This window comes from Streptomyces sp. M41(2017) (genome assembly GCF_002078175.1).
Taxonomy (GTDB): domain Bacteria; phylum Actinomycetota; class Actinomycetes; order Streptomycetales; family Streptomycetaceae; genus Streptomyces.
Genome location: NZ_MWFK01000002.1, coordinates 2,240,056 through 2,261,060 on the forward strand (window position 1 = coordinate 2,240,056; position 21,005 = coordinate 2,261,060).

Sequence of the window (21,005 nt, forward strand, 5' to 3'; positions counted from 1 at the left end):
TGGGCGTGCCCTGCCTCCGTCGACTCGGGAGAACCCCATGCCTTCGTCCCCCCTGTCCCGTCGCCCCCGATGGCGCGTGCCGCTCGGCGCGCTGCTGGCCGCCGCCTGCCTGACCGGCGTCGTGTCCGCACCCGCCGGCGCGGACACCGCCGCATCGGCCGACCACGACCACGACCGGGCGCTGCGCAAGCAGCTCGACGACCTGGTGCGCAGCCCCGGCGGGCCGCCCGGTGTCATCGCCGTCCTGCGCCGGGGAGGCGACACCCGCATCGTGCGCTCCGGTGTGGCGGACATCGCGAGCGGGCGTCCGATCTCTCCCGACGACCACATGCGGATCGCCAGCACGGCGAAGGCGTTCAGCGGCGCCGTCGCGCTGAGCCTGGTCGACAAGGGCGCGCTCCGGCTCGGCGACACCATCGGCCGCCGGCTGCCGTCGCTGCCGAAGAAGTGGGGCGCCGTGACGCTGCGCCAGCTCCTCAACCACACCAGCGGGCTGCCCGACTACACGCAGAGCCCCGAGTTCATCAAGATCCTCACCACCGATCCGCACCACCGCTTCGACTCCCGGCGCCTCCTCGACTACGTGGCCGGCGAACCGCTCCTGTTCCGTCCGGGGTCGCGGTACAACTACTCGAACTCCGACAACATCGCGGTCGCGCTGATGGCCGAGGCGGCGACCGGCAAGCGCTACGAGGACCTGCTGCGCGGCCTCGTCTACCGCCCGCTCGGCCTGCGCGACACGAGCCTCCCGCAGGGCTACCGGCTGCCCGAGCCGTACATGCACGGCTACGACGTGGTGCCGCCCAACCCGCCGGAGGACATCAGCGAGGCGCTCGGCGCCTCGGGCGTCTGGGCGTCGGGCGGCATCGTCTCGACCCCCGCGGACATGACGCGTTTCGTCCGCGGCTACGCGAGCGGGTCCCTGATCTCCCCGGCCACCCTGCGCGAGCAGCGCCGCTGGGTCGACGGGGCGTCGGAGCCCGCTGGTCCCGGCAAGAACGCTGCGGGCGAGGCGATCTTCCGCTACACCACCCGCTGCGGCGTGGTCCTCGGCCACACCGGCAACTTCCCCGGCTACACCCAGCTGATCGCGGCGACGCCCGACGGCCGGCGGTCGCTGACGTTCTCCCTCACCACCCAGGTGAACAAGGAGACCAAGCCGGAACTGCTGGAGAAGCTGCGCACGGTCGAGGAGAACTTCGTCTGCTCGCTGCTGCGGGACTGAGGGCTCTCCGGCCCCGCGGATACGGCAGTTGCCCGATCCCGGCGCGGTCGCCTTAGGACCACGATCACCTGCCATGACATGGACAGGAGCGCGTGTTCTGGGTGACCGCGACGCCGGCCTGTATCTGGCCGCGGTGGTCGTCTCCGGCTTCGGGACGTCGGCGATGTGGCTGGTCTCGGGCATCTGGGTGAAGGACCTGACGGGCTCCGACGGGCTGGCGGCGCTCTGCGTCTTCGCCCTCTGGGCCCCCACACTCGTCGGCCCCGCGCTCGGCACCCTCGCCGACCGCACCCGCCGCCGCCCGCTGCTCCTCGCGACGAACCTCCTGCTCGCCGCCCTGCTGCCCGTCCTGTACGCCGTGGACGGCCGGGGCGGCCTGTGGATCCTGTTCGGAGTCCTCCTGGTCTACGGCGCCGTCGGTGTCGTCCAGGACGCCGCCGAGTCCGCTCTGCTGGCCACGGCGCTCGACGGGCGTCTTCTCGGGGACTTCAACGGCCTGCGCATGACGGCCAACGAGGGCATGAAGCTGGTGGCCCCGCTCGCCGGGGCGGGCCTCTACGCGGCGTACGGCGGACCGCGCGTCGCCCTGCTGGACGCGGCGACGTTCGCGCTGGCGGCGGGGGTGTACGCGCTGTTGCGGGTGCGTGAGACGCCGCCGTCGGGGCAGGCCGGACCCACCGGAAGCCTGCGGGCCCGGACCGCGGAGGGCGTCCGGCATCTGCGGTCGCATCCCGGTCTGTGGCCGCTGGTCCTCGCCGGCGGGACCACCATGCTCTTCGCCGGGATCAACGGCGCCACGGTGTACGCGGTGACGGAGGGGCTCGGTCACTCCCCCGCCTGGGTCGGGCTGCTGTACGTCGCCCAGGGCGCCGGGTCCGTGGCCGTGGGACTGGCGTCCGGGACGCTGCTGCGCAGGCTCGGCGAGCGGCGGTTCGCCGCCTGCGGGATCGCGCTCACCGCCGTCGCGGTGACCCTGCGGGCCGTTCCCCTGGACACGGTGGCGCTCGCCTGCAGTGTGGGGGTGGGGGTCGGGTTGCCGTGCGTACTCGTCGCGGCGTTCACGGCGGTGCAGCGGGAGACGCCGACGGAACTGCTGGGGCGGGCGTCCGCCTCGCTGAACACACTGCTGTACGCGCCCAACGCCGTCGGGCTCGCCCTCGGCGCGGGCCTGGTCGAACTCGTCGATCTCCGGGTCCTGTTGCCCGTGCTGGGCGTTGCCCGGCTCGTGACGCTGGGGCCACTCCTGCGGGGTGTCCCGACCGCGGTTCGGCGGTGAGCGCGCCGCGGTGACTCGCCCCCTCCGCCCCGCCCCGCCCCGTCCCGTCCCGTCCCGTCCCGTCCCGTCCCGTCCCGTCCCCAGGTGCCCCGCCCCGGACCCCGCTCGTCAAACGCCGCCGGAGGGGCCGGATCCCCCGGGTCACAGGCCTGCCAGTGCCTGCCTCACCCTCTCCAGATCCTGGTCCGAGGCCAGGCCCGCGTGATACAGCCGGAGTTCCGTCGCGCCCAGCTCCGCCGCGCGGGCCGCGTCCGTGGGGAGGGTGTCCGGGTGGCCGCCCATTCCGGACACCACGGTGAAGTTGGCGGCGAGGACCTTGCCGGGGGCGGCCGTCTCCGCGAACGGGGCGAGCAGGCCCGTCCCTCCGGTGCACGGGACGACCACGCCGTCCGCCACGGACAGGATGTGCCGCGGGTCGACGCCCGCGTTGGCGCCGCAGTGGAAGGAGACGGGGTCGGCGTGCAGCAGGATCTGGAAGCCCGCGGGGGCGGCGGAACGTACGGCCCGGACCGTCTCCTCCTGGAGCGAGCGGGCCGCCGTGTCCCGCCAGGCACGGGTGGCCGCGGCGGTCTCCGCGCCGAGGAGCTTCTCCACTCCGGCCCAGCCGCCGTCCGACGGGGCTCCGCGCCAGACCGGGCCCAGCGCGCTCCGCACGAAGGACGCCAGCTCCTCGGCGTCCAGGCCGTGCCGGTCGTACCCCTCGGCGCACGCGGCGCAGAAGCAGAGCGACATGAGGTAGTGGCCGGCGTCCCCGAGCGGCACGCCGCCGATCTTGTCGTGGGCGTGCAGATGGGCGAGTCCGTACCAGCCGAGCGACTCCAGCTCCGTACCGGCGGCGCCGGGGCGGACCGCGGCCTCCGCCGCCAGGTCGGTCAGGCAGGCGCGGGTGGCGGGCTGGGCGATGCAGGGAGCCCACGGGTAGCGGTCCCCGTAGGCGTTGACGACGGAGGTCGACGGATGGTCCTCCCCCATACGGGAGTTGTGCGCGAGAACGACCCAGGTGTGCACGTCGAGCCCGGCGCCGGCGAGTGCCGCGGCGGCCTCGCCGTACGCGTCACCGGGCGCCCAGTCCCCGGCCGGGTAGGGGCGTGGGACGCGCTCCGCCCAGCGGGCCTCGTCCAACGGGTAGAGCACGGCGGCGTGTTCGGCCGTGACGACGCGGTGACGGGGATGGCGGGGGGTCAGCGCGCGGGTGGAGTGGTAGGCGGAGGCGAGCGTCACCTGGCGTACGCCGAGCGCGGCGGTCCGTGCGGCGGCCTCGGGGTCTCCGTTGACGTCCCACGGGTACAGGAACGCGGACGCCCTCACATCTCCTCCAGCAGCGCGTACCCGCGGTCGGTCAGCTGGGCGAGCTGCTTCACGTGGTCCTCGGTGGGCTCGTGCAGCGGGGGCCGCACCTCGCCGACGTCCAGTCCGCGCAGCCGCACCCCGGCCTTGACGAGGGCGACCGCGTAGCCGCGGCCCTGGGCCCGCAGGTCGACGAAGGGCCGGTAGAAGCCGTCCAGCAGCCGGTTCACCGTCGTGTCGTCGCCGGAGTTCAGCGCCCGGTGGAAGGCCAGGGCGATCTCGGGGGCGAAGCAGAAGACCGCCGAGGAGTAGAGCGTGATGCCCACACCCCGGTAGGCGAGTCCGGTCAGTTCGGCCGTCGGCAGACCGTTGAAGTAGAGGAAGTCGCCGGGCACCTCGCTGCGGACGGCGCTCACGGTCCGCTGGATCAGGTCCAGGTCGCCGAGGCCGTCCTTGAAGCCGATGATCCCGTCGGTGCGGGCGAGTTCGACGACGCTCTCGGGGGTGAACACGGCGTTGTCGCGCTGGTAGACGATGACGTCCAGGGAGGTGGCGGCGGCGACCTCCCGGTAGTGGCGCAGCAGTCCCTCCTGCCCGGCGACCACGAGGTAGGGCGGCATGGCGAGCAGTCCGTCGGCCCCGGCGGCCTCCGCGAGGCGGGCGTAGCGGACGGCGAGGGCGGTGCCGTATCCGGCGCCCGCGACCACCGGCACCCGTCCCGCGGTCGCCTCCACGGCGGTCCGCACGCAGGCCTCGAACTCCTCCGGGGTGAGCGCGTGGAACTCGCCCGTGCCGCAGGCGGCGAAGACGGCAGCGGCTCCGGCCTCGACGCCGCGCCGCACGTGCTCCCGGTAGACGTCGAGATCGACGGCGCCGTCGGGACCGTAGGCGGTGACGGGGAAGAACAGCGGGCCGCTGGGGATTTTCAGCCGGGCGGCGAGAGGGGCTGACGTCACGGACTCTCCCTAAAAAGGTGCCCACCGGGTGCACGCTTCTGATCCACGTCCATATTTCTGAACGCGCCCACGCTAAGCCGCCACCTCCGGGCCGGTCAAGCGCGCAAACGCGCAACACGGAGGCGGATTTCGCCCCTCCGCGCGACACTTGACGCGGCACGTCGGCGATCCTTAGCGTGTCCACGGATGTGAATCTCGTACATGAATACGGTCGCCTGGCGGACCCCCGCCGGCCGTCCGACGGAGCCCTGGCCCCGGCCCACCGGCCCGCACCGAGGAGACCCCCGCATGCCCGCTCCCCGCACCGTTCTGCTCACCGGCGCCGCCGGCGGACTCGGCACCCTGATGCGCGGGCTGCTGCCGCGGTACGGCTACGAGCTCCGACTGCTCGACATGCTCCCCGTCGAGGGCGAACCCGGCGCGATCACCGCCGACCTCGGGGACCGGGCCGCGCTGCGCGAGGCCGTACGGGGGGTCGACGCGATCGTGCACCTCGCGGGGATCTCCCTGGAGGCCTCCTTCGACAAGATCCTCAAGGCCAACATCGAGGGGACGTACAACCTGTACGAGGCGGCGCGTGAGGAGGGCGTACGCCGGATCGTCTTCGCCTCCTCCAACCACGCGGTGGGTTTCACCCCGCGCCCGCAGGGTGACGATCCGCTGATCCCGGTCGACACCCCCCGCCGCCCGGACACCTTCTACGGCCTGTCCAAGTCGTTCGGCGAGGACCTCGCCCAGCTGTACTGGGACAAGCACGGCCTGGAGACCGTCTCGGTGCGGATCGGCTCCTGTTTCGCCGAGCCCACCAGCGTGCGCATGCTGTCGGTCTGGATGAGCCCCGAGGACGGTGCCCGTCTCCTCCACGCCGCCCTCACCGCCGAGGGCGTGGAACACACCGTCGTCTACGGCTCCTCCGCCAACACGCGCCTGTGGTGGGACCTCTCGACCGCCCGGGCCCTCGGCTACGAGCCGCGCGACGACTCCGAACCGTACGCCGAGAAGCTCATCGCCGAACAGGGCGATCTCGACCCGGACAACCCGGACCACGCCCACCTGGGCGGCCACTTCACCACGCACCCGCCGATCTGGCCGTACTGACACGGCGACCGGCAGGCGACACGGCGGGCGGGCACCGAACGGGCCCGCCCGCTTCCCTGTTCGGGCACGGACCCTGCCCGATCACACCCCTCCCCGCGCTCCGCCCCAGGTCGACCGCCGATGACGGTGAGGCCGAACGGGCGCAGCCGGGCAGGATCGGGCAGCTGACAGGCCTGGTCAGTGACCGGCACCCGCTGTAGAACTTCCCTGAAGGGCTCCACCGGGCCCGAACGGGCACTGCGCGACGGAGCGCGAGGGAGCGGGTGAGAGCCATGACGGCCATGACGGCGGAAGAACGGCAGCGCGAGATCGTCCGGGTCGCGCGCCGCACGGGCTCGGTCGACGTCACGGAACTCGCCGTCACCCTGGGCGTCGCGAAGGAGACCGTCCGGCGCGATCTGCGCACCCTGGAGGACCACGGCCTGGTACGCCGCACACACGGCGGCGCCTACCCGGTGGAGAGCGCCGGCTTCGAGACCACGCTCGCCTTCCGCACCACCAGCCATGTACCCGAGAAGCGCCGGATCGCCGCCGCCGCGGCCGAACTGCTCGGGGACGCCGAGACCGTCTTCGTCGACGAGGGCTTCACCCCGCAGCTCATCGCCGAGGCGCTCCCCCGGGACCGGCAGCTGACCGTGGTCACCGCCTCCCTCGCCACCGCGGGCGCACTCGCCGAGGCCGAGAACACCAGCGTGCTGCTGCTCGGCGGCCGGGTCCGGCCCGGCACCCTCGCCACCGTCGACCACTGGACGACGAAGATGCTCGCCGGCTTCGTCATCGACCTGGCCTTCATCGGCGCCAACGGCATCTCCCGCGAACACGGCCTCACCACCCCCGACCCGGCCGTCAGCGAGGTCAAGGCGCAGGCGATCAGGGCGTCCCGGCGCACCGTCTTCGCCGGCGTGCACACCAAGTTCGGCGCCGTCAGCTTCTGCCGGTTCGCCGACATCAGCGCCCTGGAGGCGATCGTCACGAGCACGCTGCTCCCGGCGTCCGAGGCGCACCGCTACTCGCTGCAGGGCCCCCAGGTCATCCGCGTCTGACAACCGAACGCCCCCGCTCCACCTCCATCCCTCCGGGGTACCCCCATGCCTCGCACCGCCCGTTGTCTCCCCATTCCTCCAGGAGTGATCCATGCGAACCCCGAGCCGACGGAGGCCGCGCGCACTGCTCGTCGCGGCCGCCGCAGGGACGCTGCTCACCCCGCTCCTCTCCGGCTGCTGGGCCGGAGCGGGCGGGGCGGGCTCCGGCGGGAACTCCATCAACGTCCTGATGGTGAACAACCCGCAGATGGTCGAGCTGCAGAAGCTCACCAAGGCCCACTTCACCAAGGACACCGGCATCAAGGTGAACTTCACCGTGCTGCCGGAGAACGACGTCCGCGACAAGATCAGCCAGGACTTCGCCAACCAGGCCGGCCAGTACGACGTCGCCACGCTGTCCAACTACGAGATACCGATCTACGCCCGCAACGGCTGGCTGCACGAGATGGACTCCTACGTCGCGAAGGACGGCGCGTACGACGAGCAGGACATCCTCAAGCCCATGCGGCAGTCGCTGACCGCCGACGACGGCAAGCTCTACGGGCAGCCGTTCTACGGTGAGTCGTCCTTCCTCATGTACCGCAAGGACGTGTTCGCCGCGAAGGGCCTGAAGATGCCCGCGCACCCCACCTGGCAGCAGGTCGGCGACCTCGCGGCGAAGGCGGACGGCGCCGAGTCGGGCATGAAGGGCATCTGCCTGCGCGGCCTGCCCGGCTGGGGCGAGATCATGGCCCCGCTCACCACCGTCGTGAACACCTTCGGCGGCACCTGGTTCGACAAGGACTGGCAAGCCCGCCTGGACTCACCCGAGTTCGAGAAGGCCACCAAGTTCTACGTGGACCTCGTCCGGGAGCACGGCGAGTCCGGCGCCGCCCAGGCCGGCTTCGCCGAGTGCCTCAACAACATGACGCAGGGCAAGACCGCCATGTGGTACGACGCCACCTCCGCCGCGGGCCTGCTGGAGGCCAAGGACTCCCCGGTCAAGGGCAAGCTCGGCTACGTCCCCGCCCCGGTCGAGAAGACGAAGTCCTCCGGCTGGCTCTACACCTGGGCCTGGGGCATGCAGAAGGCCTCGCACAACTCGGACAAGGCCTGGAAGTTCGTCTCCTGGGCCTCCAGCAAACAGTACGAGCAACTCGTCGGGGACACCGCCGGCTGGTCGGACGTACCGGCGGGCAAGCGCGCCTCCACGTACACCAACGCCGCCTACCGCGAGGAGGCCGCGGCCTTCCAGGACATGACCCGCGAGGCCATCGAGGGCGCCCGGCCCAAGGACCCCGGCGTGCAGCCGCGCCCCGCTCCCGGCATCCAGTTCGTCGGCATCCCCGAGTTCACCGACCTGGGCACCAAGGTCTCGCAGGAGATCAGCGCGGCCATCGCCGGACGCCAGTCCGTCGACGCGGCCCTGAGCAAGTCCCAGAAACTCGCCGAGAAGATCTCCAAGGAGTACGAGGGACGATGACCGCCACGACAACGGCCCGCGTGGCCGCCCCACCCGTACGCACCCTCGGACAACCGTCGGCCCGGCTGCGCGCCTGGGCCAGACGCGGCCCCCTGCTCCCCGCTCTGATCTTCATGATCGTGGTGACCCAACTCCCCTTCGTGGCCACCCTGGTGATCTCGTTCTTCGACTGGAACGCGCTCTACCCGAAGGCCCGCCACTTCACCGGCCTCGGCAACTACTCGGATGTCCTGAGCGACGCCGACCTGCGGCACTCCGTCTGGACGACGATCCTGCTGACCGTCACCGTCGTCCTGGTCAGCCTCGTCCTCGGTCTGGTCCTCGCCCTGCTCCTGGACCGGAGGTTCCAGGGCCGCGGCATCGTCCGCACGCTGCTGATCGCCCCGTTCCTGGTCGTCCCGGTCGCCGCCGCCCTGCTGTGGAAGCACGTGCTCTACAACCCCGAATACGGCCTGCTCAACGGGCTGCTGCACGCCGTGGGCGGCCCCCAGCCCGACTGGATCTCCGACACACCGCTGCTCGCGGTGGAGGCTTCGCTCGTCTGGCAGTGGACGCCGTTCATGATGCTGATCCTGCTCGCCGGCCTGCAGAGCCGCGACCACCAGCAGATGGAGGCCGCCCAGGTCGACGGAGCGAGCAACTGGCAGGTCTTCCGGTACCTGACCCTGCCGCACCTGCGCCGCTACCTCGAACTCGGCGCGCTCCTCGGCTCGATCTACATCGTCCAGAACTTCGACGCGGTGTTCACCCTCACCTCCGGCGGCCTGGGCACCGCGAACCTGCCCTACACCGTCTACCAGAGCTTCTACCAGGCCCACGAGAACGGCCTCGCCTCGGCCGCGGGCGTCCTGGTCGTCATCGGCTCGATCATCATCGCGACCTTCGCCCTGCGCGTCGTGTCGTCCCTGTTCCGCGAGGAGGCGTCCCGCTGATGAGTACCGCCGCGACGAACGCCCGCCCCCGCCGCGCCAAGGGAGCCGGCCTGGGCCTGGTCGCCTGGGCGCTCGGCATCGTGTTCTTCCTGCCCATCGCCTGGATGGCGCTGACCTCGTTCCACTCCGAGTCCGACGCGGCCAAGAACCCGCCCGCGTTCGGCGCCTCCCTCACCCTCGACGGCTACCGGGACTTCTTCGGCACGGGCGGCGGCGCGAGCCCCTGGCCCGCGCTCCTCAACTCCACGGTGGCCTCGGTCGTCTCCACCCTCTGCGTACTGCTCCTCGCCCTCCCGGCGGCGTACGCGCTGTCCATCCGCCCGGTGAAGAAGTGGACCGACGTCCTGTTCTTCTTCCTGTCGACCAAGATGCTCCCCGTCGTGGCCGGCCTCCTGCCGATCTACCTCTTCGCCAAGAACACCGGCATGCTCGACAACATCTGGCTGCTGGTCATCCTCTACACCTCGATGAACCTGCCGATCGCGGTCTGGATGATGCAGTCCTTCCTCGCCGAGGTCCCCGTCGCCGTGATCGAGGCGGCGCAGATCGACGGGGCCCGGCTGCCGACCGTCCTCGCCCGCGTGGTCGCCCCCATCGCCCTGCCGGGCATCGCCGCGACCGCCCTCATCTGTTTCATCTTCAGCTGGAACGAGCTGCTCTTCGCCCGGGTGCTCACGGGAGTGGTCGCCGAGACCGCCCCCGTGTTCCTCACCGGATTCATCACCAGCCAGGGCCTGTTCCTCGCCAAGGTGTGCGCCGCGTCGCTCGTCGTCTCCCTGCCGGTGCTCGCGGCGGGGTTCGCCGCCCAGGACAAACTCGTCCAGGGCCTGTCCTTGGGAGCCGTGAAATGAAGGCCGCTGTCATCGAGTCCGTCGGCCGTGCCGTCGTCGCCGAGGTCCCGGACCCGACGCCCGGCCCCCGCGAGGTCGTGGTCGAGGTCGCCGCCTGCGGCCTGTGCGGCACCGATCTGCACATCCTCCAGGGCGAGTTCGCGCCCAAGCTGCCGATCGTGCCGGGCCACGAGTTCGCGGGCGAGATCGTCGGCGTCGGCACCCAGGTCACCGAACTCTCCGTCGGCGACCGGGTCGCCGTCGACCCGTCCCTGTACTGCTACGAGTGCCGGTACTGCCGTACGGGCCACAACAACCTCTGCGAGAGGTGGGCCGCGATCGGCGTCACCACCGCGGGCGGAGCCGCCCAGTACGCGACCGCCCCCGTCGCCAACTGCGTGAAGCTCCCCGAGCACGTCCGCACCCAGGACGCGGCCCTCGTCGAACCGCTCTCCTGCGCCGTCCGCGGCTACGACGTCCTGCGGTCCCGGCTCGGCGCCCACGTCCTCATCTACGGCTCCGGAACCATGGGCCTGATGATGCTGGAGCTCGCCAAGCGCACCGGCGCCGCCAGCGTCGACGTCGTCGACCTCAACGCGGACCGCCTCGCCACCGCCCGGCAGCTCGGCGTCTCCGCGTCCGCCGCGAACCCCGACGAGCTGGACCGGCCGCAGGGCTGGGACCTGGTCATCGACGCCACCGGGAACGCCGCCGCCATCCAGGACGGCCTCGACCGGGTCGCCAAGGCCGGCACCTTCCTCCAGTTCGGCGTCGCCGACTACGCGACCCGGGTCACCATCGACCCGTACCGCATCTACAACCAGGAGATCACCATCACCGGCTCGATGGCCGTGCTGCACAGCTTCGAGCGCGCGGCGGAGCTCTTCGCGACAGGGGTGCTCGACCCGTCGGTCTTCATCAGCGACCGCCTCCCGCTGACCAGCTATCCCGAGGCCCTGGAGCAGTTCGCCTCGGGCGTCGGACGGAAGATCGTCGTCGTCCCCTGACCGGAGAACCGGGCGGCGGGGCGCCTCCGGGGCCCCGCCGCACGTCACTCTTGGGTAAGGGAACGGTAAAGCGCCTCCGCTCGTTACCCCAGTCATGACAGCTATGACCCCCGGCTCGAACATCCCTCTCCCCGTCTCGCGCGTGACGGTGGACGTCACCGCTCCGGTGCGGCTCGACGTGTCGAGCCTGCTGCTCACCGCCGACGGCAAGGTGCGCTCCGACGAGGACTTCATCTTCTACAACCAGCCCGCCGGCCCCGGCGTGACCTACCGCTCCGGCGGCGGCACGGCGCCGGACGCGATCATCGTGGACACCGCGGCGGTCCCGCCGGGCATCGAGAAGATCGTCGTCACCGCGAGTCCGGACGCCGCGGGCCAGTCCTTCCAGGGCATCGAGCCCACCGCCACCATCCGCAACGCGGACGACAACGCGGTGCTGGCCACCTTCACCCCGCCCCAGCTGGGCACGGAGACGGCCCTGGTGATCGTCGAGGTCTACCTCCGCAACGGCGCGTGGAAGGCCCGCGCCGTCGGCCAGGGGTACGCGAACGGCCTGGCGGGCATCGCCACCGACTTCGGCGTGAGTGTGGAGGAGCCCGCTCCCGCCGCCCAGCCGGCCCCCGCACCGCAGGCACCCGTGACGCCCCCGGCGCCGGCCGCGGACCCCCGCCTCTCCGCCCCGCCCGCCCCGGCTGCTCCCCCGGCACCCCCCGCCGCGGCACCGGGCGCCGGCAAGATCAACCTCGACAAGGGCCGGGTCAGCCTCCAGAAGAACCAGACGGTGTCCCTGGTCAAGGGCGGCCGTCCCTTCCTCTCCCAGGTCCAGATGGGTCTCGGCTGGGAGCCCGCGTACCGCGGCAAGGACATCGACCTGGACGCCTCGGTCATCGCGTACGGCCCGCAGCGCAACCACATCGACAGCTGCTACTTCGGCAAGCTGTCGATCGTGAACGGCGCGATCAAGCACTCCGGGGACAACCTCACCGGTGAGGGCGGCGGGGACGACGAGGTGATCACCGTCGACCTCGGCCGGCTCCCCCAGGAGGTCACCGGCCTCGTCTTCACGGTCAACTCCTTCTCCGGCCAGAAGTTCACCGAGGTCGCCAAGGCCTACTGCCGCCTGATCGACGCCGCCACCGGCGAGGAGCTCGTCCGCTTCGACCTCACCAACGCGGAGGCGCAGACGGGCGTGATGATGGCGAAGCTGATCAAGCAGTTCTCCGGGGAGTGGGAGATGACCGCCATGGGCGAGTTCGTCAAGGGCCGCACGGTCCGCGGCATGGTCAAGCCGGCAGCCCAGTCCCTCTGACCCCCGGCCCCACCCCGGCAGGTCATCTCCCCCGACCCCGGGGTGGGTCCCCCCAAGCCTTCTCTCGCCCCCTCCGCCCCTGCCCGACCCACACCTGGGGCTCCGCCCCGGACCCCGCTCCTCAATCGCCGGAGGGGCTGAAATTCACGCCCGCACCCGGCACCCCACGAAAGGGACGCGCCCCGGCCAGTCGCTGCCCGCGGTCGGCATCCGGCAGGAGGGGCCGTGCCGGTACATCACATGCCCGTCGCTCACGCCCGGATCGAGCAGCTCACACCTCTCGACCGACGTCTGATCCCACGGCGACGGGCGGATGTACCGGCACGGCCCCGCCCCACCCACCGGACGGGACCGCATCGGACCGGGCCGGACCCGGAAACGCAACCGCACCCGGAACGCCCGTCGCGCAGCCGCCCTCACGCCACCGCCACCGCCCACGGCCAATCCGCGTCCCGCGCCGACTCCAGCAGCGGCACCAGCCGGAACGCCGCGTCCGAGAGCCCGCCGAACGTGTGCCGGTTCCCCTTCCCCGACGGGCCGTGGCCCGCGCGGTAGCCCGCGAGGTTCCACGTGTAGACCGGCACGCGCCCCGGGACCTGCGAGGTCGGGTCACCGAACGAGCTGTGCGCCGCCTGCTCGTCGGTGACGATGATCACCCGGTCGTGCGACCGGTAGTGCGCCCGCACCGCCTCGCTCGTGTTCGTACCCCCCAGATCCCCGAACCGCTCGAGAACCTTCAGCACCGACTCCCCCGCCCGGAACGGCACCCGCCGGTGACTCGTGCCGAACTCGACGAGATCCGCGTCCGCCGCCCGCAGCGCCAGCGCCGTACCGAAGATCGCCGCCGCGTCGGCCCGGTTCAGCTCGGAGCGGTCGGACAGCCGCGACCAGAACATCGACCCCGAACGGTCGACGAGCACCAGCGTCCGCCCGGGCAGCGCGGGCACGTTGGCCAGCGAGTGCCCGAGCGCCTGCTCCAGCGGATACGCCCAGCGCAGCGACGGCGCGTGCTGGTACGCCGCGAGGTACCGGAACGGGAACTGCCGCGAGCGCGCGACCTCGACCGGGTCGCTGATCCTCGCGGCGACCCGCGCCGCCACCTCGTCGCTCACGCCCGCCTCGTCGAAGTTCCGCAGGTTGCGGACGAGCGCCATCGTCCCCATGGAGGGGATGACGGCCTCCCAGGCGGCCTTGTCCATGGGGCCCTGGAGCCAGCCGGCCAGCGCCTCCCAGGTCATGCCCGCGTCGGCGAGCCGCCGCGCCCCGTCAGGACCGGTGACGACCGCGCGCCGCTCGGCGGACGGCAGGGCCATCAGCTCGCGGTGGGCGACGAGCGCGGACAGGGACGGGGGGACCTCGGCCCGGTCCGGGTTGTGACGCCGGTCCAGCGCGTACCGGAACAGGTCGCCCTGCCACGGCTTGGCCGGGTCGGGCGCCGCGTGCACGAGGTTGAGGATGTCGCCGAAGCGGTAGCCCTTGGACGTGGTGTCGTACTTCAGCAGGGACTTGGCTCCGTAGAGACGGCGTACGGCGTCGGCGACGCCCCGCTTCACGGGCTTGGGTACGTTGCGGCCGAACCGGGAGGTCCAGTACGCGAGCAGCTCGCCCGGCTCGTCGGGGCGGCGCAGCACGGAGTCGACGACCTGCCGGTTGGCGGGTCCGTCGGTGACCCCCGCGTCGAGGCGCGCCTTGACGTACTCGGCGGCGCCGACGATCGAGGCCGTGCGGAGGTTGCCGTCGGTGCGCAGCCAGCCGAGGAGGGCGGCCGTCCACGACGGGTCGCTGACGGCGAGCTCCCGGACGAGCGCGGCGAACCGGTCGTCGCGGTCGGAGCCGGTCTCGTAGAAGGTCCGCTGCGACACGAAGTTGGCGATCGCGAGCAGGAAGAGCTCGGAGCGCGCGTCGCGCTCGTGTCCCCGGCCGCCCTGGTGCGTGCGCAGGACGCGGCCGGTGGAGGTCACGCGCGAGGCGGGCTGTGCCTTCGCGGTGCGGATGTTGAAGCGTGCCATGGTGAATTCCCCCGAATTCAGAAGCGTTTCGGAGGGAGGCACAGCAAATGGAGGGTGCCCGAGATAAAGGGTCGGCGACGGTTGCTTATCAACTGGCGCGTCTTCCGTTCCGCCACACCGACCCGAAGTCGGTGACGGGATTCGAACCCGCATGAGGTCGTGGCCCCACCAGTTCCCGAAGTATCCGCTGCCTGCGCACCGGGCACCCACCATGAGCTGCGCCTCCCGAGATCAGGTCGGCCGCGGCGTGGATTCTTTGGAAGAGAAGTAGCCGCGGCCCGCGCACCGGGAGGTGCATGAAGTTGTGGTGTCCAGAGTTCAGGTCGGCGGAACCGACGTAGGTGCTCTACCCCTGAGCTACACCGGCGCGTTGTGCCGGTGACGGGACTCGAACCCGCGGCCGCCCCATTATGAGTGGAAGTAGGTCCTGCCTTCGCACCTGGACGTTCATTACTTTAGGCAGGCGGCCGCGGCTCGGGCGAGCGAATTAAACGCCGCTGAATACGGGGGAGTTACAGGGGCGGAGTTCAGCCGCGCTTCTGCCGCTTCCAGGGGCCCGTGATGGCGACCATGATGCCCGGCACCTGGATGTTGGCGTAGAGGGTCCGGCCGTCGGGCGAGAAGGTGACGCCGGTGAACTCGCTGTACTCGGGGTCCTCGGCGCTGCCGATGTTGAGTTCGTTGCGGGCGATGGGGTACGTGCGGCCGCTCTCGGTGGCGCCGAAGAGGTGCTGGACGCCTTCGCCGTCCTCGGCGATGACGAGGCCTCCGTACGGGGAGACCGTGATGTTGTCGGGGCCGTCGAAGTCGCCGTCGACCGACGGGTCCGGGTTCACGCCGATGAGGACCTTCAGCGTCAGGGTGCGGCGCTTGGGGTCGTAGAACCAGACGGCGCCGTCGTGGGCCTGGCCGGGGCTCTCGGTGCGGGCGTAGGAGGAGACGATGTAGATGCCGCCGTCGCCCCACCACATGCCTTCGAGCTTGCGGGCGCGGGTGACCTGGCCGTCGGTGAACTGCTTGCGGACGGAGACCGCCCTGGCGTCGCGGTCGGGCACGTCGACCCAGTCCACGCCGTACACCGTGCCGATCTTCGTGGCGCGGGAGAGATCGTCGACGTAACGGCCGCCGGAGTCGAAGCACTTGAAGGCCTGGAGCGAGCCGTCGGTGTCGCCGAGGGTGCGCAGCTGCCCGTGGCCGTGCTCGAAGCCCTGCGGGGGCGTCCAGCGGTAGAGCAGGCCGTTGGGGCCCGACGCGTCCTCGGTGAGGTAGAGGCGGCCGCGCTTGGGGTCGACGACGACGGCCTCGTGCGCGTAGCGGCCGAGAGCCTTGACCGGCTTGGGGTTCCGGTTGCGGCGGCGGTCCTCGGGGTCGACCTCGAAGACGTAGCCGTGGTCCTTGGTGAAGCCGTTGGTGCCGGCCTTGTCCTCGGTCTCCTCGCAGGTGAGCCAGGTACCCCAAGGGGTGTTGCCCCCGGCGCAGTTGGTGGCCGTGCCGGCGATGCCGACCCATTCGGCGACCTTGTCGCGGCGTACCTCGACGACCGTGCAGCCGCCCGCGGCGGCGGGGTCGTAGACGAGTCCCTCGGCGAGCGGCACGGGGTAGGCCCAGTTGGCGCGCGGTCCGGCCAGTTCGTGGTTGTTGACGAGGAGCGTGGCGCCGCGCGGGCCGCTGAAGGTGGACGTGCCGTCGTGGTTGGAGGGGGTGAACTCACCCGACTCCAGCTTGGTCTTTCCGCTGTGCGTGATCACGCGATACGTGAACCCGGCGGGGAGCGAGAGAAGGCCCTCGGGGTCGGTGACGAGCGGCCCGTAGCCGACGCCGCCGTGACCGTGTCCGTGCCGGGCCTCCGCGGAGTCCGCGGCCTCCGTCTCCGTCTCGGTGGCCGCGAGCGCGTTGGGAGCGGTGGCGAGGGCGCCTACGCTGCCGACCAGGGCCACGCCTGCACCGGTGATCGCGGACTGTCTGGCGAAGTCCCTGCGGGTGAGCGACATGTGATGTCTCCTGTGACGGTGGACTCGGACTGCCGTGGGGGGGCGGATGGCGACCTCGTTCGCGGCCACACCGTCCCGCCCCCGGCTGAACGCGAGTTGAACGCGGACCGACTTCAGGGGTCCCGCTTCCATGAATCCACCCGCCCGGCGCATCCGGAACTCCCAGGTCCGCGCCGAACCCCGCCCCGGGACGGGAAGCGCACACCCTCGCACCGGCGGCAGCCGGCTGCTCCGGACCCGCCACGACGCCGGTACCCCCGGCGAGGCGGCCCCCCATGCAGGCCGTGCACCGACGGCCCGGAGGAGCGCGCCCGCAGGCCCCGGAAAGCGCCCTCGGCGGGGAGGTGAGCCCTGCCGCGCCACGGACGCCGCCTTCACCGGCTTGCCCGGGTGAAGCCCGGAGCGGGGGCGCCCATCGGCGTCACCGGGCGGCAGCCCGCGCTGACCGCCCCCGTCCCAGGAGAGCCGGCTCCGCCCGCGCACCCCGCCGGGCGCGGACGGCCGGCCACACCGCCGGGCCACGGGCCGGGGCTCTCACCGCACAGGACCGAACGGGCCTGCTCGGGGCCCCCGCCCCGGCACGCGCGGCTGCCGGGCAACGACGGTCCGGGGCGGGAGGCCGGGCCGCACCCGTCGAGATCCTCGGCCGCCGGGACCCACCCGCTGCGGGTGCCCGGCAGAGACCGTCCGGGGTGGCCGCCCACCGGGCGCGGGCACCCGGCGCGGGCACCCGGACCGTCGTCATCCGGCTTGCTGCGACCGCGCCTTGAACGCCGCCTTGCGGGCTTCCTTGGCGATCTTCTTGTCGGGGTGCAGGCGCCCCATCGCGTCGAGGACGTCCGGGGTGGCCGGGTGGCCCACGCGCCAGGCGGTGTCGAAGAAGCCGCTGTGCTGCTGCGCGAGACCCTCCACCAGGGCCTGGAGCTCGTCGGAGTTCCCCTCGGCGGCGAGCTGGGCCGCGACCGTGTCGATGGTGAGCCAGAAGACCAGGTCCTCGGACGGCGGGGGCACGTCGGTGGCACCGTTCTCGGAGAGCCAGACGCGGGCGAGACCCCCCAGCTCGGGGTCGTCGAGCACGGCACGCAGCGCGGGCTCGGCCTCCGCGCCGACCAGGGCGAGCGCCTGCTGGCAGTGCAGGCGGCGCAGCGGCGCGCCCGCGTCGCCGCCGCGCGCCGCGGACAGCAGTTCCTCCGCGGCGGGCAGGACGGCGCGCCGGGCGAGCCACTGCTCGATCTCGGCCTGCGCGGCGGCCGGCGGGAAACCGGACGTGCCGTCGAGGAGGGTGTCGGCGCCCTTGTCCGCGAGGTCGCCGACGGCGGGCGCGTCGAAGCCGGCCTCCGCCAGCCGGGCGCGCAGTCCGTAGAGGCCGAGCGGGGTCAGCCGGACGACGCCGTAGCGCGCGATGTCGGTGTCGTCGACGGGGGCGGCCGGTTCCTCGTCGGCGTCGGCCATGAGTGCCTCGTCGACGGGCTGGAAGACGACGAGCCCGATGGGCTCCAGCAGCCGGAACTGGTCGTCGAGCCGCATCATGGCGTCCGAGACCTGCTCCAGGACGTCGTCGGTGGGCTCTCCCATGTCGTCGGGCACGATCATGGAGGCGGCGAGCGCGGGCAGCGGTACGGGGACCTCGCCGGCCGTGTCCTCGCCGACGGTCAGCAGGTACAGGTTGCCGAGCACCCCGTCGAGGAACTCGGCCTCCGCCTCGGGGTCCCAGTCCAGGGAGGAGAGGTCGATCTCGCCGCCCTCGTCCATGGCGTCGACGAGGTCGTCCAGGTCGGGCACACTCGCGTCGGCCAGGACGGTGTCGAGGGCGCCGAGCCACACGCCGAGGACGTCCTGCGGGGCGCCGGAGGTGAGCACGGCGAGATCCTCGCCCGCGCCGACGGTCCCCTCCTCCTCGTCGACGATCTCGACGAGTCCGGTGTCGACGGCGACCCGCCAGGCCTCGCCGGCGAAGGCGGCCGCGTCGTCGCCGGTGAGGCCGAGGACGTCGGCGGCCTCGGGAAGCTGTTCCTCGACGAGTTCGCCGCCGGCGCCGACCCGGGTGGCGGGGCTCGCCCAGCGGGCCAGCCGCGCGGCGCGGGAGAGCAGGGGCGCCGCGAGCGCGTCCCGCGCCAGCTGGGCGTCGGGGAGCAGCCGCACCGGCGGCAAGGAGCTGTCTGACATCGGCTGGGTTCTCCTCCGAACAACCACGACGAGCAGGGCAAGCGGTTCAGGCGGGCTGTCGCCCAGGGCGCATCCGCAACGTCCCGTCCGCCCTGCGGGCTGACGACGCGACGTCACGGACACGCCCTGGGCCGCGCCGGGCGGTGGCGGGCCACCGTCGGCCGCGGCCGGCACCGGACACCGCCGGGCGTTCCGGACCCGAGGATCCGAAGTCCGCCGGGGACGTCCGTGCCAACAGCTCAGCCTAGACGGATTTCCACCCATGCCGCCCGGTTCATGTCCCTGACACCTCCAGGACACCGCTGAAACCTTGACAACTCCCCACGCCACACACGAGATTGACGCGCGTAGAAGTTCAACGGCCGTGCGGACCGTCCACTTCTACGCGCGTCACCGGCCCGGAATCGGGCCGCGTTCCGTCCAGCACAGCCCACCCTCGTCCCGGCGCCCAAGAACGCCCCCGGAGGACTCCCTTGCCGAGCAAGAGAACGTCGCGCATCGGCGCGCTGACCGTTGCCGCCGTCTGTTCCACCCTTTCCGCCGTGGTGCTCACCACTCCGGCCCACGCGGACTCCGTCCGTATCCACGACATCCAGGGCACCACCCGGACCTCCCCGCTGGCGGGCAGGACGGTCACGGACGTGTCCGGTGTCGTCACCGGTGTGCGGACCTACGGTTCGTCCAAGGGTTTCTGGTTCCAGGACCCCGACGCGGACGACAACCCGGCCACCAGTGAGGGCGTCTTCGTCTTCACCAGCTCCGCCCCCAAGGTCGCGGTCGGCGACGCCGTCACCGTGACGGGCACCGTCTCGGAGTACGTCCCGGGCGGCGCCTCCACCGGCAACCAGTCGGTCACGGAGATCACCAAGGCGACGGTCACCGTGGTCTCCGGCGGAAACGCCGTTCCGGCCGCGACGGTCGTCGACGCCCGGTCCGTACCGAACGCCTACACCCCCGCCGGCGACACCGCGGCGGCCGGCTCGGTCAACGGCCTCACGCTGGAGCCGAAGAAGTACGCCCTGGACTACTACGAGTCCCTCGAGGGCATGGCCGTCCAGGTCGCCGACGCCCGCGTGATCACCGCCACCGACCCCTACACCGAGCTGTGGGTCACGGTGAAGCCGCACGAGAACGACACCCGCCGCGGTGGCTCGCTGTACGGCTCGTACACCTCGCAGAACACCGGCCGGCTGCAGATCCAGTCGCTCGGCACCACGGCCGACTTCCCGACCGCGAACGTCGGCGACCGGCTCACCGGCACCACGGCGGGGCCCCTCGACTACAACCAGTTCGGCGGCTACACCCTCGTCGCGAACCAGCTCGGCACCCTGAAGAAGGGCGGCCTGGAGCGCGAGACCACGCACAAGCAGGCGCGTGGCGAGCTGGCGGTGGCCACGTACAACGTCGAGAACCTGGACCCGGCCGACGCCACGTTCGACGCCCACGCGTCCGCGATCGTGAACAACCTGCAGTCGCCCGACATCGTGTCCCTGGAGGAGATCCAGGACAACAACGGCGCGACGGACGACGGCACGGTCGCCGCCGACACCACGGTGAACAAGCTGATCGACGCGATCGTCGCCGCGGGCGGCCCGAAGTACGACTGGCGCTCCATCGACCCGGTGAACGACCAGGACGGCGGCGAGCCCGGCGGGAACATCCGCCAGGTGTTCCTCTTCAACCCCGAGCGGGTCTCCTTCACCGACCGCGCGGGCGGCGACTCGACGACCGCCGTCGGTGTCACGAAGACGCACGGCAAGGCGCAGCTCACCGCGTCCCCCGGCCGGGTCGACCCGGCGAACGCGGCCTGGGCGAGCAGCCGCAAGCCGCTCGCGGGCGAGTTCGTCTTCCGTGGCCGCACGGTGTTCGTGATAGCCAACCACCTGAACTCCAAGGGCGGTGACCAGGGGCTGACCGCGCAGTACCAGCCCCCGACGCGCAGCTCGGAGGTGCAGCGGCACGCGCAGGCGACCGTCGTGAACGGCTTCGTCAAGGAGATCCTGAAGGCGCAGAAGAACGCCGACGTCATCACGCTCGGCGACATCAACGACTTCGAGTTCTCCGACACGGCGAAGATCCTGGAAGGCGACGGCGAACTCTGGTCGGCGATCAAGTCGCTGCCGAAGAGCGAGCGTTACACGTACGACTACCAGGGCAACGCCCAGGTCCTCGACCAGATCCTGGTCAGCCCCGCGATCCGCAAGGGCTGCGACCTGACGTACGACAGCGTGCACATCAACTCGGAGTTCTCCGACCAGATCAGCGACCACGACCCGCAGGTGCTGCGGTTCCGCCCGTAGTCGCTCAGGTGCGCGAGAGCCCGGCCCCGTCGTCCGGGGGGCCGGGCTCTTCGCCGTCCAGGGGCCGTGCGCGGGGCGGCCGTGCGCCGGGCGAGCCCGGGGGGCGGGTCGGCC

15 protein-coding genes and 1 tRNA gene are annotated in these 21,005 nt (G+C 72.0%); 10 read left to right on the forward strand and 6 right to left on the reverse strand.

What is annotated here, in order from left to right; all coding sequences use genetic code 11:
- Positions 1-37 precede the first annotated feature (37 nt).
- Together B0675_RS35710 and B0675_RS35715 are read left to right on the forward strand one after the other, a co-directional pair.
- The gene (locus B0675_RS35710; RefSeq protein ID WP_081223734.1) at positions 38-1,225 is read left to right on the forward strand and encodes a serine hydrolase domain-containing protein; all 1,188 of its coding nucleotides are present in this window, start codon (positions 38-40) and stop codon (positions 1,223-1,225) included.
- Positions 1,226-1,298: 73 nt separating this feature from the next.
- Positions 1,299-2,501, forward strand: coding sequence for an MFS transporter (locus B0675_RS35715; RefSeq protein WP_081223735.1), 1,203 nt, complete (start codon positions 1,299-1,301; stop codon positions 2,499-2,501).
- Between the two features lie 141 nt (positions 2,502-2,642).
- Here B0675_RS35715 and B0675_RS35720 read toward each other — a convergent pair whose 3' ends face one another.
- Positions 2,643-3,809: a hypothetical protein gene (locus B0675_RS35720; RefSeq protein WP_081223736.1), complete on the reverse strand. Its 1,167-nt coding sequence runs from the start codon at positions 3,807-3,809 to the stop codon at positions 2,643-2,645.
- Positions 3,806-4,744, reverse strand: coding sequence for a 5-dehydro-4-deoxyglucarate dehydratase (locus B0675_RS35725; RefSeq protein ID WP_081223737.1), 939 nt, complete (start codon positions 4,742-4,744; stop codon positions 3,806-3,808). Before B0675_RS35725 ends, B0675_RS35720 begins: the two co-directional genes overlap by 4 nt.
- Before the next feature lie 288 nt (positions 4,745-5,032).
- Here B0675_RS35725 and B0675_RS35730 point away from each other — a divergent pair, with 288 nt between their 5' ends.
- The 7 genes from B0675_RS35730 to B0675_RS35760 all read left to right on the forward strand — a co-directional run bounded on the left by B0675_RS35730 (position 5,033) and on the right by B0675_RS35760 (position 12,425).
- The gene (locus B0675_RS35730; protein WP_081223738.1) at positions 5,033-5,842 is read left to right on the forward strand and encodes an NAD(P)-dependent oxidoreductase; all 810 of its coding nucleotides are present in this window, start codon (positions 5,033-5,035) and stop codon (positions 5,840-5,842) included.
- Between the two features lie 272 nt (positions 5,843-6,114).
- On the forward strand, positions 6,115-6,885 hold the full coding sequence (locus B0675_RS35735; protein WP_081223739.1) for a DeoR/GlpR family DNA-binding transcription regulator: 771 nt from the start codon (positions 6,115-6,117) through the stop codon (positions 6,883-6,885).
- A gap of 91 nt (positions 6,886-6,976) precedes the next feature.
- On the forward strand, positions 6,977-8,347 hold the full coding sequence (locus B0675_RS35740) for a sugar ABC transporter substrate-binding protein (RefSeq protein WP_081223740.1): 1,371 nt from the start codon (positions 6,977-6,979) through the stop codon (positions 8,345-8,347).
- Complete coding sequence (locus B0675_RS35745) at positions 8,344-9,279, forward strand: sugar ABC transporter permease (protein ID WP_081223741.1); 936 nt, start codon at positions 8,344-8,346, stop codon at positions 9,277-9,279. Before B0675_RS35740 ends, B0675_RS35745 begins: the two co-directional genes overlap by 4 nt.
- Positions 9,279-10,130 carry a carbohydrate ABC transporter permease gene (locus B0675_RS35750; RefSeq protein WP_081223742.1) on the forward strand — a complete coding sequence of 284 codons (852 nt, stop codon included), beginning with the start codon at positions 9,279-9,281 and terminating at the stop codon, positions 10,128-10,130. Before B0675_RS35745 ends, B0675_RS35750 begins: the two co-directional genes overlap by 1 nt.
- A complete protein-coding gene (locus B0675_RS35755; protein ID WP_081223743.1) occupies positions 10,127-11,116 on the forward strand; it encodes a zinc-dependent alcohol dehydrogenase family protein in 990 nt (329 codons plus the stop codon). The genes B0675_RS35750 and B0675_RS35755 overlap by 4 nt, the downstream gene beginning before the upstream one ends.
- A gap of 103 nt (positions 11,117-11,219) precedes the next feature.
- On the forward strand, positions 11,220-12,425 hold the full coding sequence (locus B0675_RS35760) for a TerD family protein (RefSeq protein WP_179165538.1): 1,206 nt from the start codon (positions 11,220-11,222) through the stop codon (positions 12,423-12,425).
- A 416-nt stretch (positions 12,426-12,841) separates the two neighbouring features.
- Here B0675_RS35760 and B0675_RS35765 read toward each other — a convergent pair whose 3' ends face one another.
- The 4 genes from B0675_RS35765 to B0675_RS35775 all read right to left on the reverse strand — a co-directional run bounded on the left by B0675_RS35765 (position 12,842) and on the right by B0675_RS35775 (position 18,591).
- Complete coding sequence (locus B0675_RS35765) at positions 12,842-14,434, reverse strand: TROVE domain-containing protein (RefSeq protein WP_081223745.1); 1,593 nt, start codon at positions 14,432-14,434, stop codon at positions 12,842-12,844.
- A gap of 376 nt (positions 14,435-14,810) precedes the next feature.
- Positions 14,811-14,880 (reverse strand) — tRNA-Met (locus B0675_RS41620).
- An 81-nt stretch (positions 14,881-14,961) separates the two neighbouring features.
- On the reverse strand, positions 14,962-16,425 hold the full coding sequence (locus tag B0675_RS35770) for an alkaline phosphatase PhoX (protein WP_081223746.1): 1,464 nt from the start codon (positions 16,423-16,425) through the stop codon (positions 14,962-14,964).
- Positions 16,426-17,166: 741 nt separating this feature from the next.
- Complete coding sequence (locus tag B0675_RS35775; RefSeq protein ID WP_081223747.1) at positions 17,167-18,591, reverse strand: hypothetical protein; 1,425 nt, start codon at positions 18,589-18,591, stop codon at positions 17,167-17,169.
- Between the two features lie 473 nt (positions 18,592-19,064).
- Between B0675_RS35775 and B0675_RS35780 the strand changes: the two genes are divergently transcribed.
- Positions 19,065-20,891, forward strand: a complete 1,827-nt coding sequence (locus B0675_RS35780; RefSeq protein WP_081223748.1) for an endonuclease/exonuclease/phosphatase family protein — start codon at positions 19,065-19,067, stop codon at positions 20,889-20,891.
- Positions 20,892-21,005: the final 114 nt, after the last annotated feature.

Excerpts from the sequence above, each read along its gene's own strand:
- B0675_RS35745 (WP_081223741.1), top strand. The coding sequence starts at position 8,344 with ATGACCGCCACGACAACGGCCCGCGTGGCCGCCCCACCCGTACGCACC.
- B0675_RS35735 (WP_081223739.1), top strand. The coding sequence starts at position 6,115 with ATGACGGCCATGACGGCGGAAGAACGGCAGCGCGAGATCGTCCGGGTC.
- B0675_RS35740 (WP_081223740.1), top strand. The coding sequence starts at position 6,977 with ATGCGAACCCCGAGCCGACGGAGGCCGCGCGCACTGCTCGTCGCGGCC.
- B0675_RS35770 (WP_081223746.1), bottom strand. The coding sequence starts at position 16,425 with ATGTCGCTCACCCGCAGGGACTTCGCCAGACAGTCCGCGATCACCGGT.
- B0675_RS35760 (WP_179165538.1), top strand. The coding sequence starts at position 11,220 with ATGACCCCCGGCTCGAACATCCCTCTCCCCGTCTCGCGCGTGACGGTG.
- B0675_RS35775 (WP_081223747.1), bottom strand. The coding sequence starts at position 18,591 with ATGTCAGACAGCTCCTTGCCGCCGGTGCGGCTGCTCCCCGACGCCCAG.
- B0675_RS35765 (WP_081223745.1), bottom strand. The coding sequence starts at position 14,434 with ATGGCACGCTTCAACATCCGCACCGCGAAGGCACAGCCCGCCTCGCGC.
- B0675_RS35755 (WP_081223743.1), top strand. The coding sequence starts at position 10,127 with ATGAAGGCCGCTGTCATCGAGTCCGTCGGCCGTGCCGTCGTCGCCGAG.
- B0675_RS35715 (WP_081223735.1), top strand. The coding sequence starts at position 1,299 with ATGACATGGACAGGAGCGCGTGTTCTGGGTGACCGCGACGCCGGCCTG.
- B0675_RS35730 (WP_081223738.1), top strand. The coding sequence starts at position 5,033 with ATGCCCGCTCCCCGCACCGTTCTGCTCACCGGCGCCGCCGGCGGACTC.
- B0675_RS35750 (WP_081223742.1), top strand. The coding sequence starts at position 9,279 with ATGAGTACCGCCGCGACGAACGCCCGCCCCCGCCGCGCCAAGGGAGCC.
- B0675_RS35710 (WP_081223734.1), top strand. The coding sequence starts at position 38 with ATGCCTTCGTCCCCCCTGTCCCGTCGCCCCCGATGGCGCGTGCCGCTC.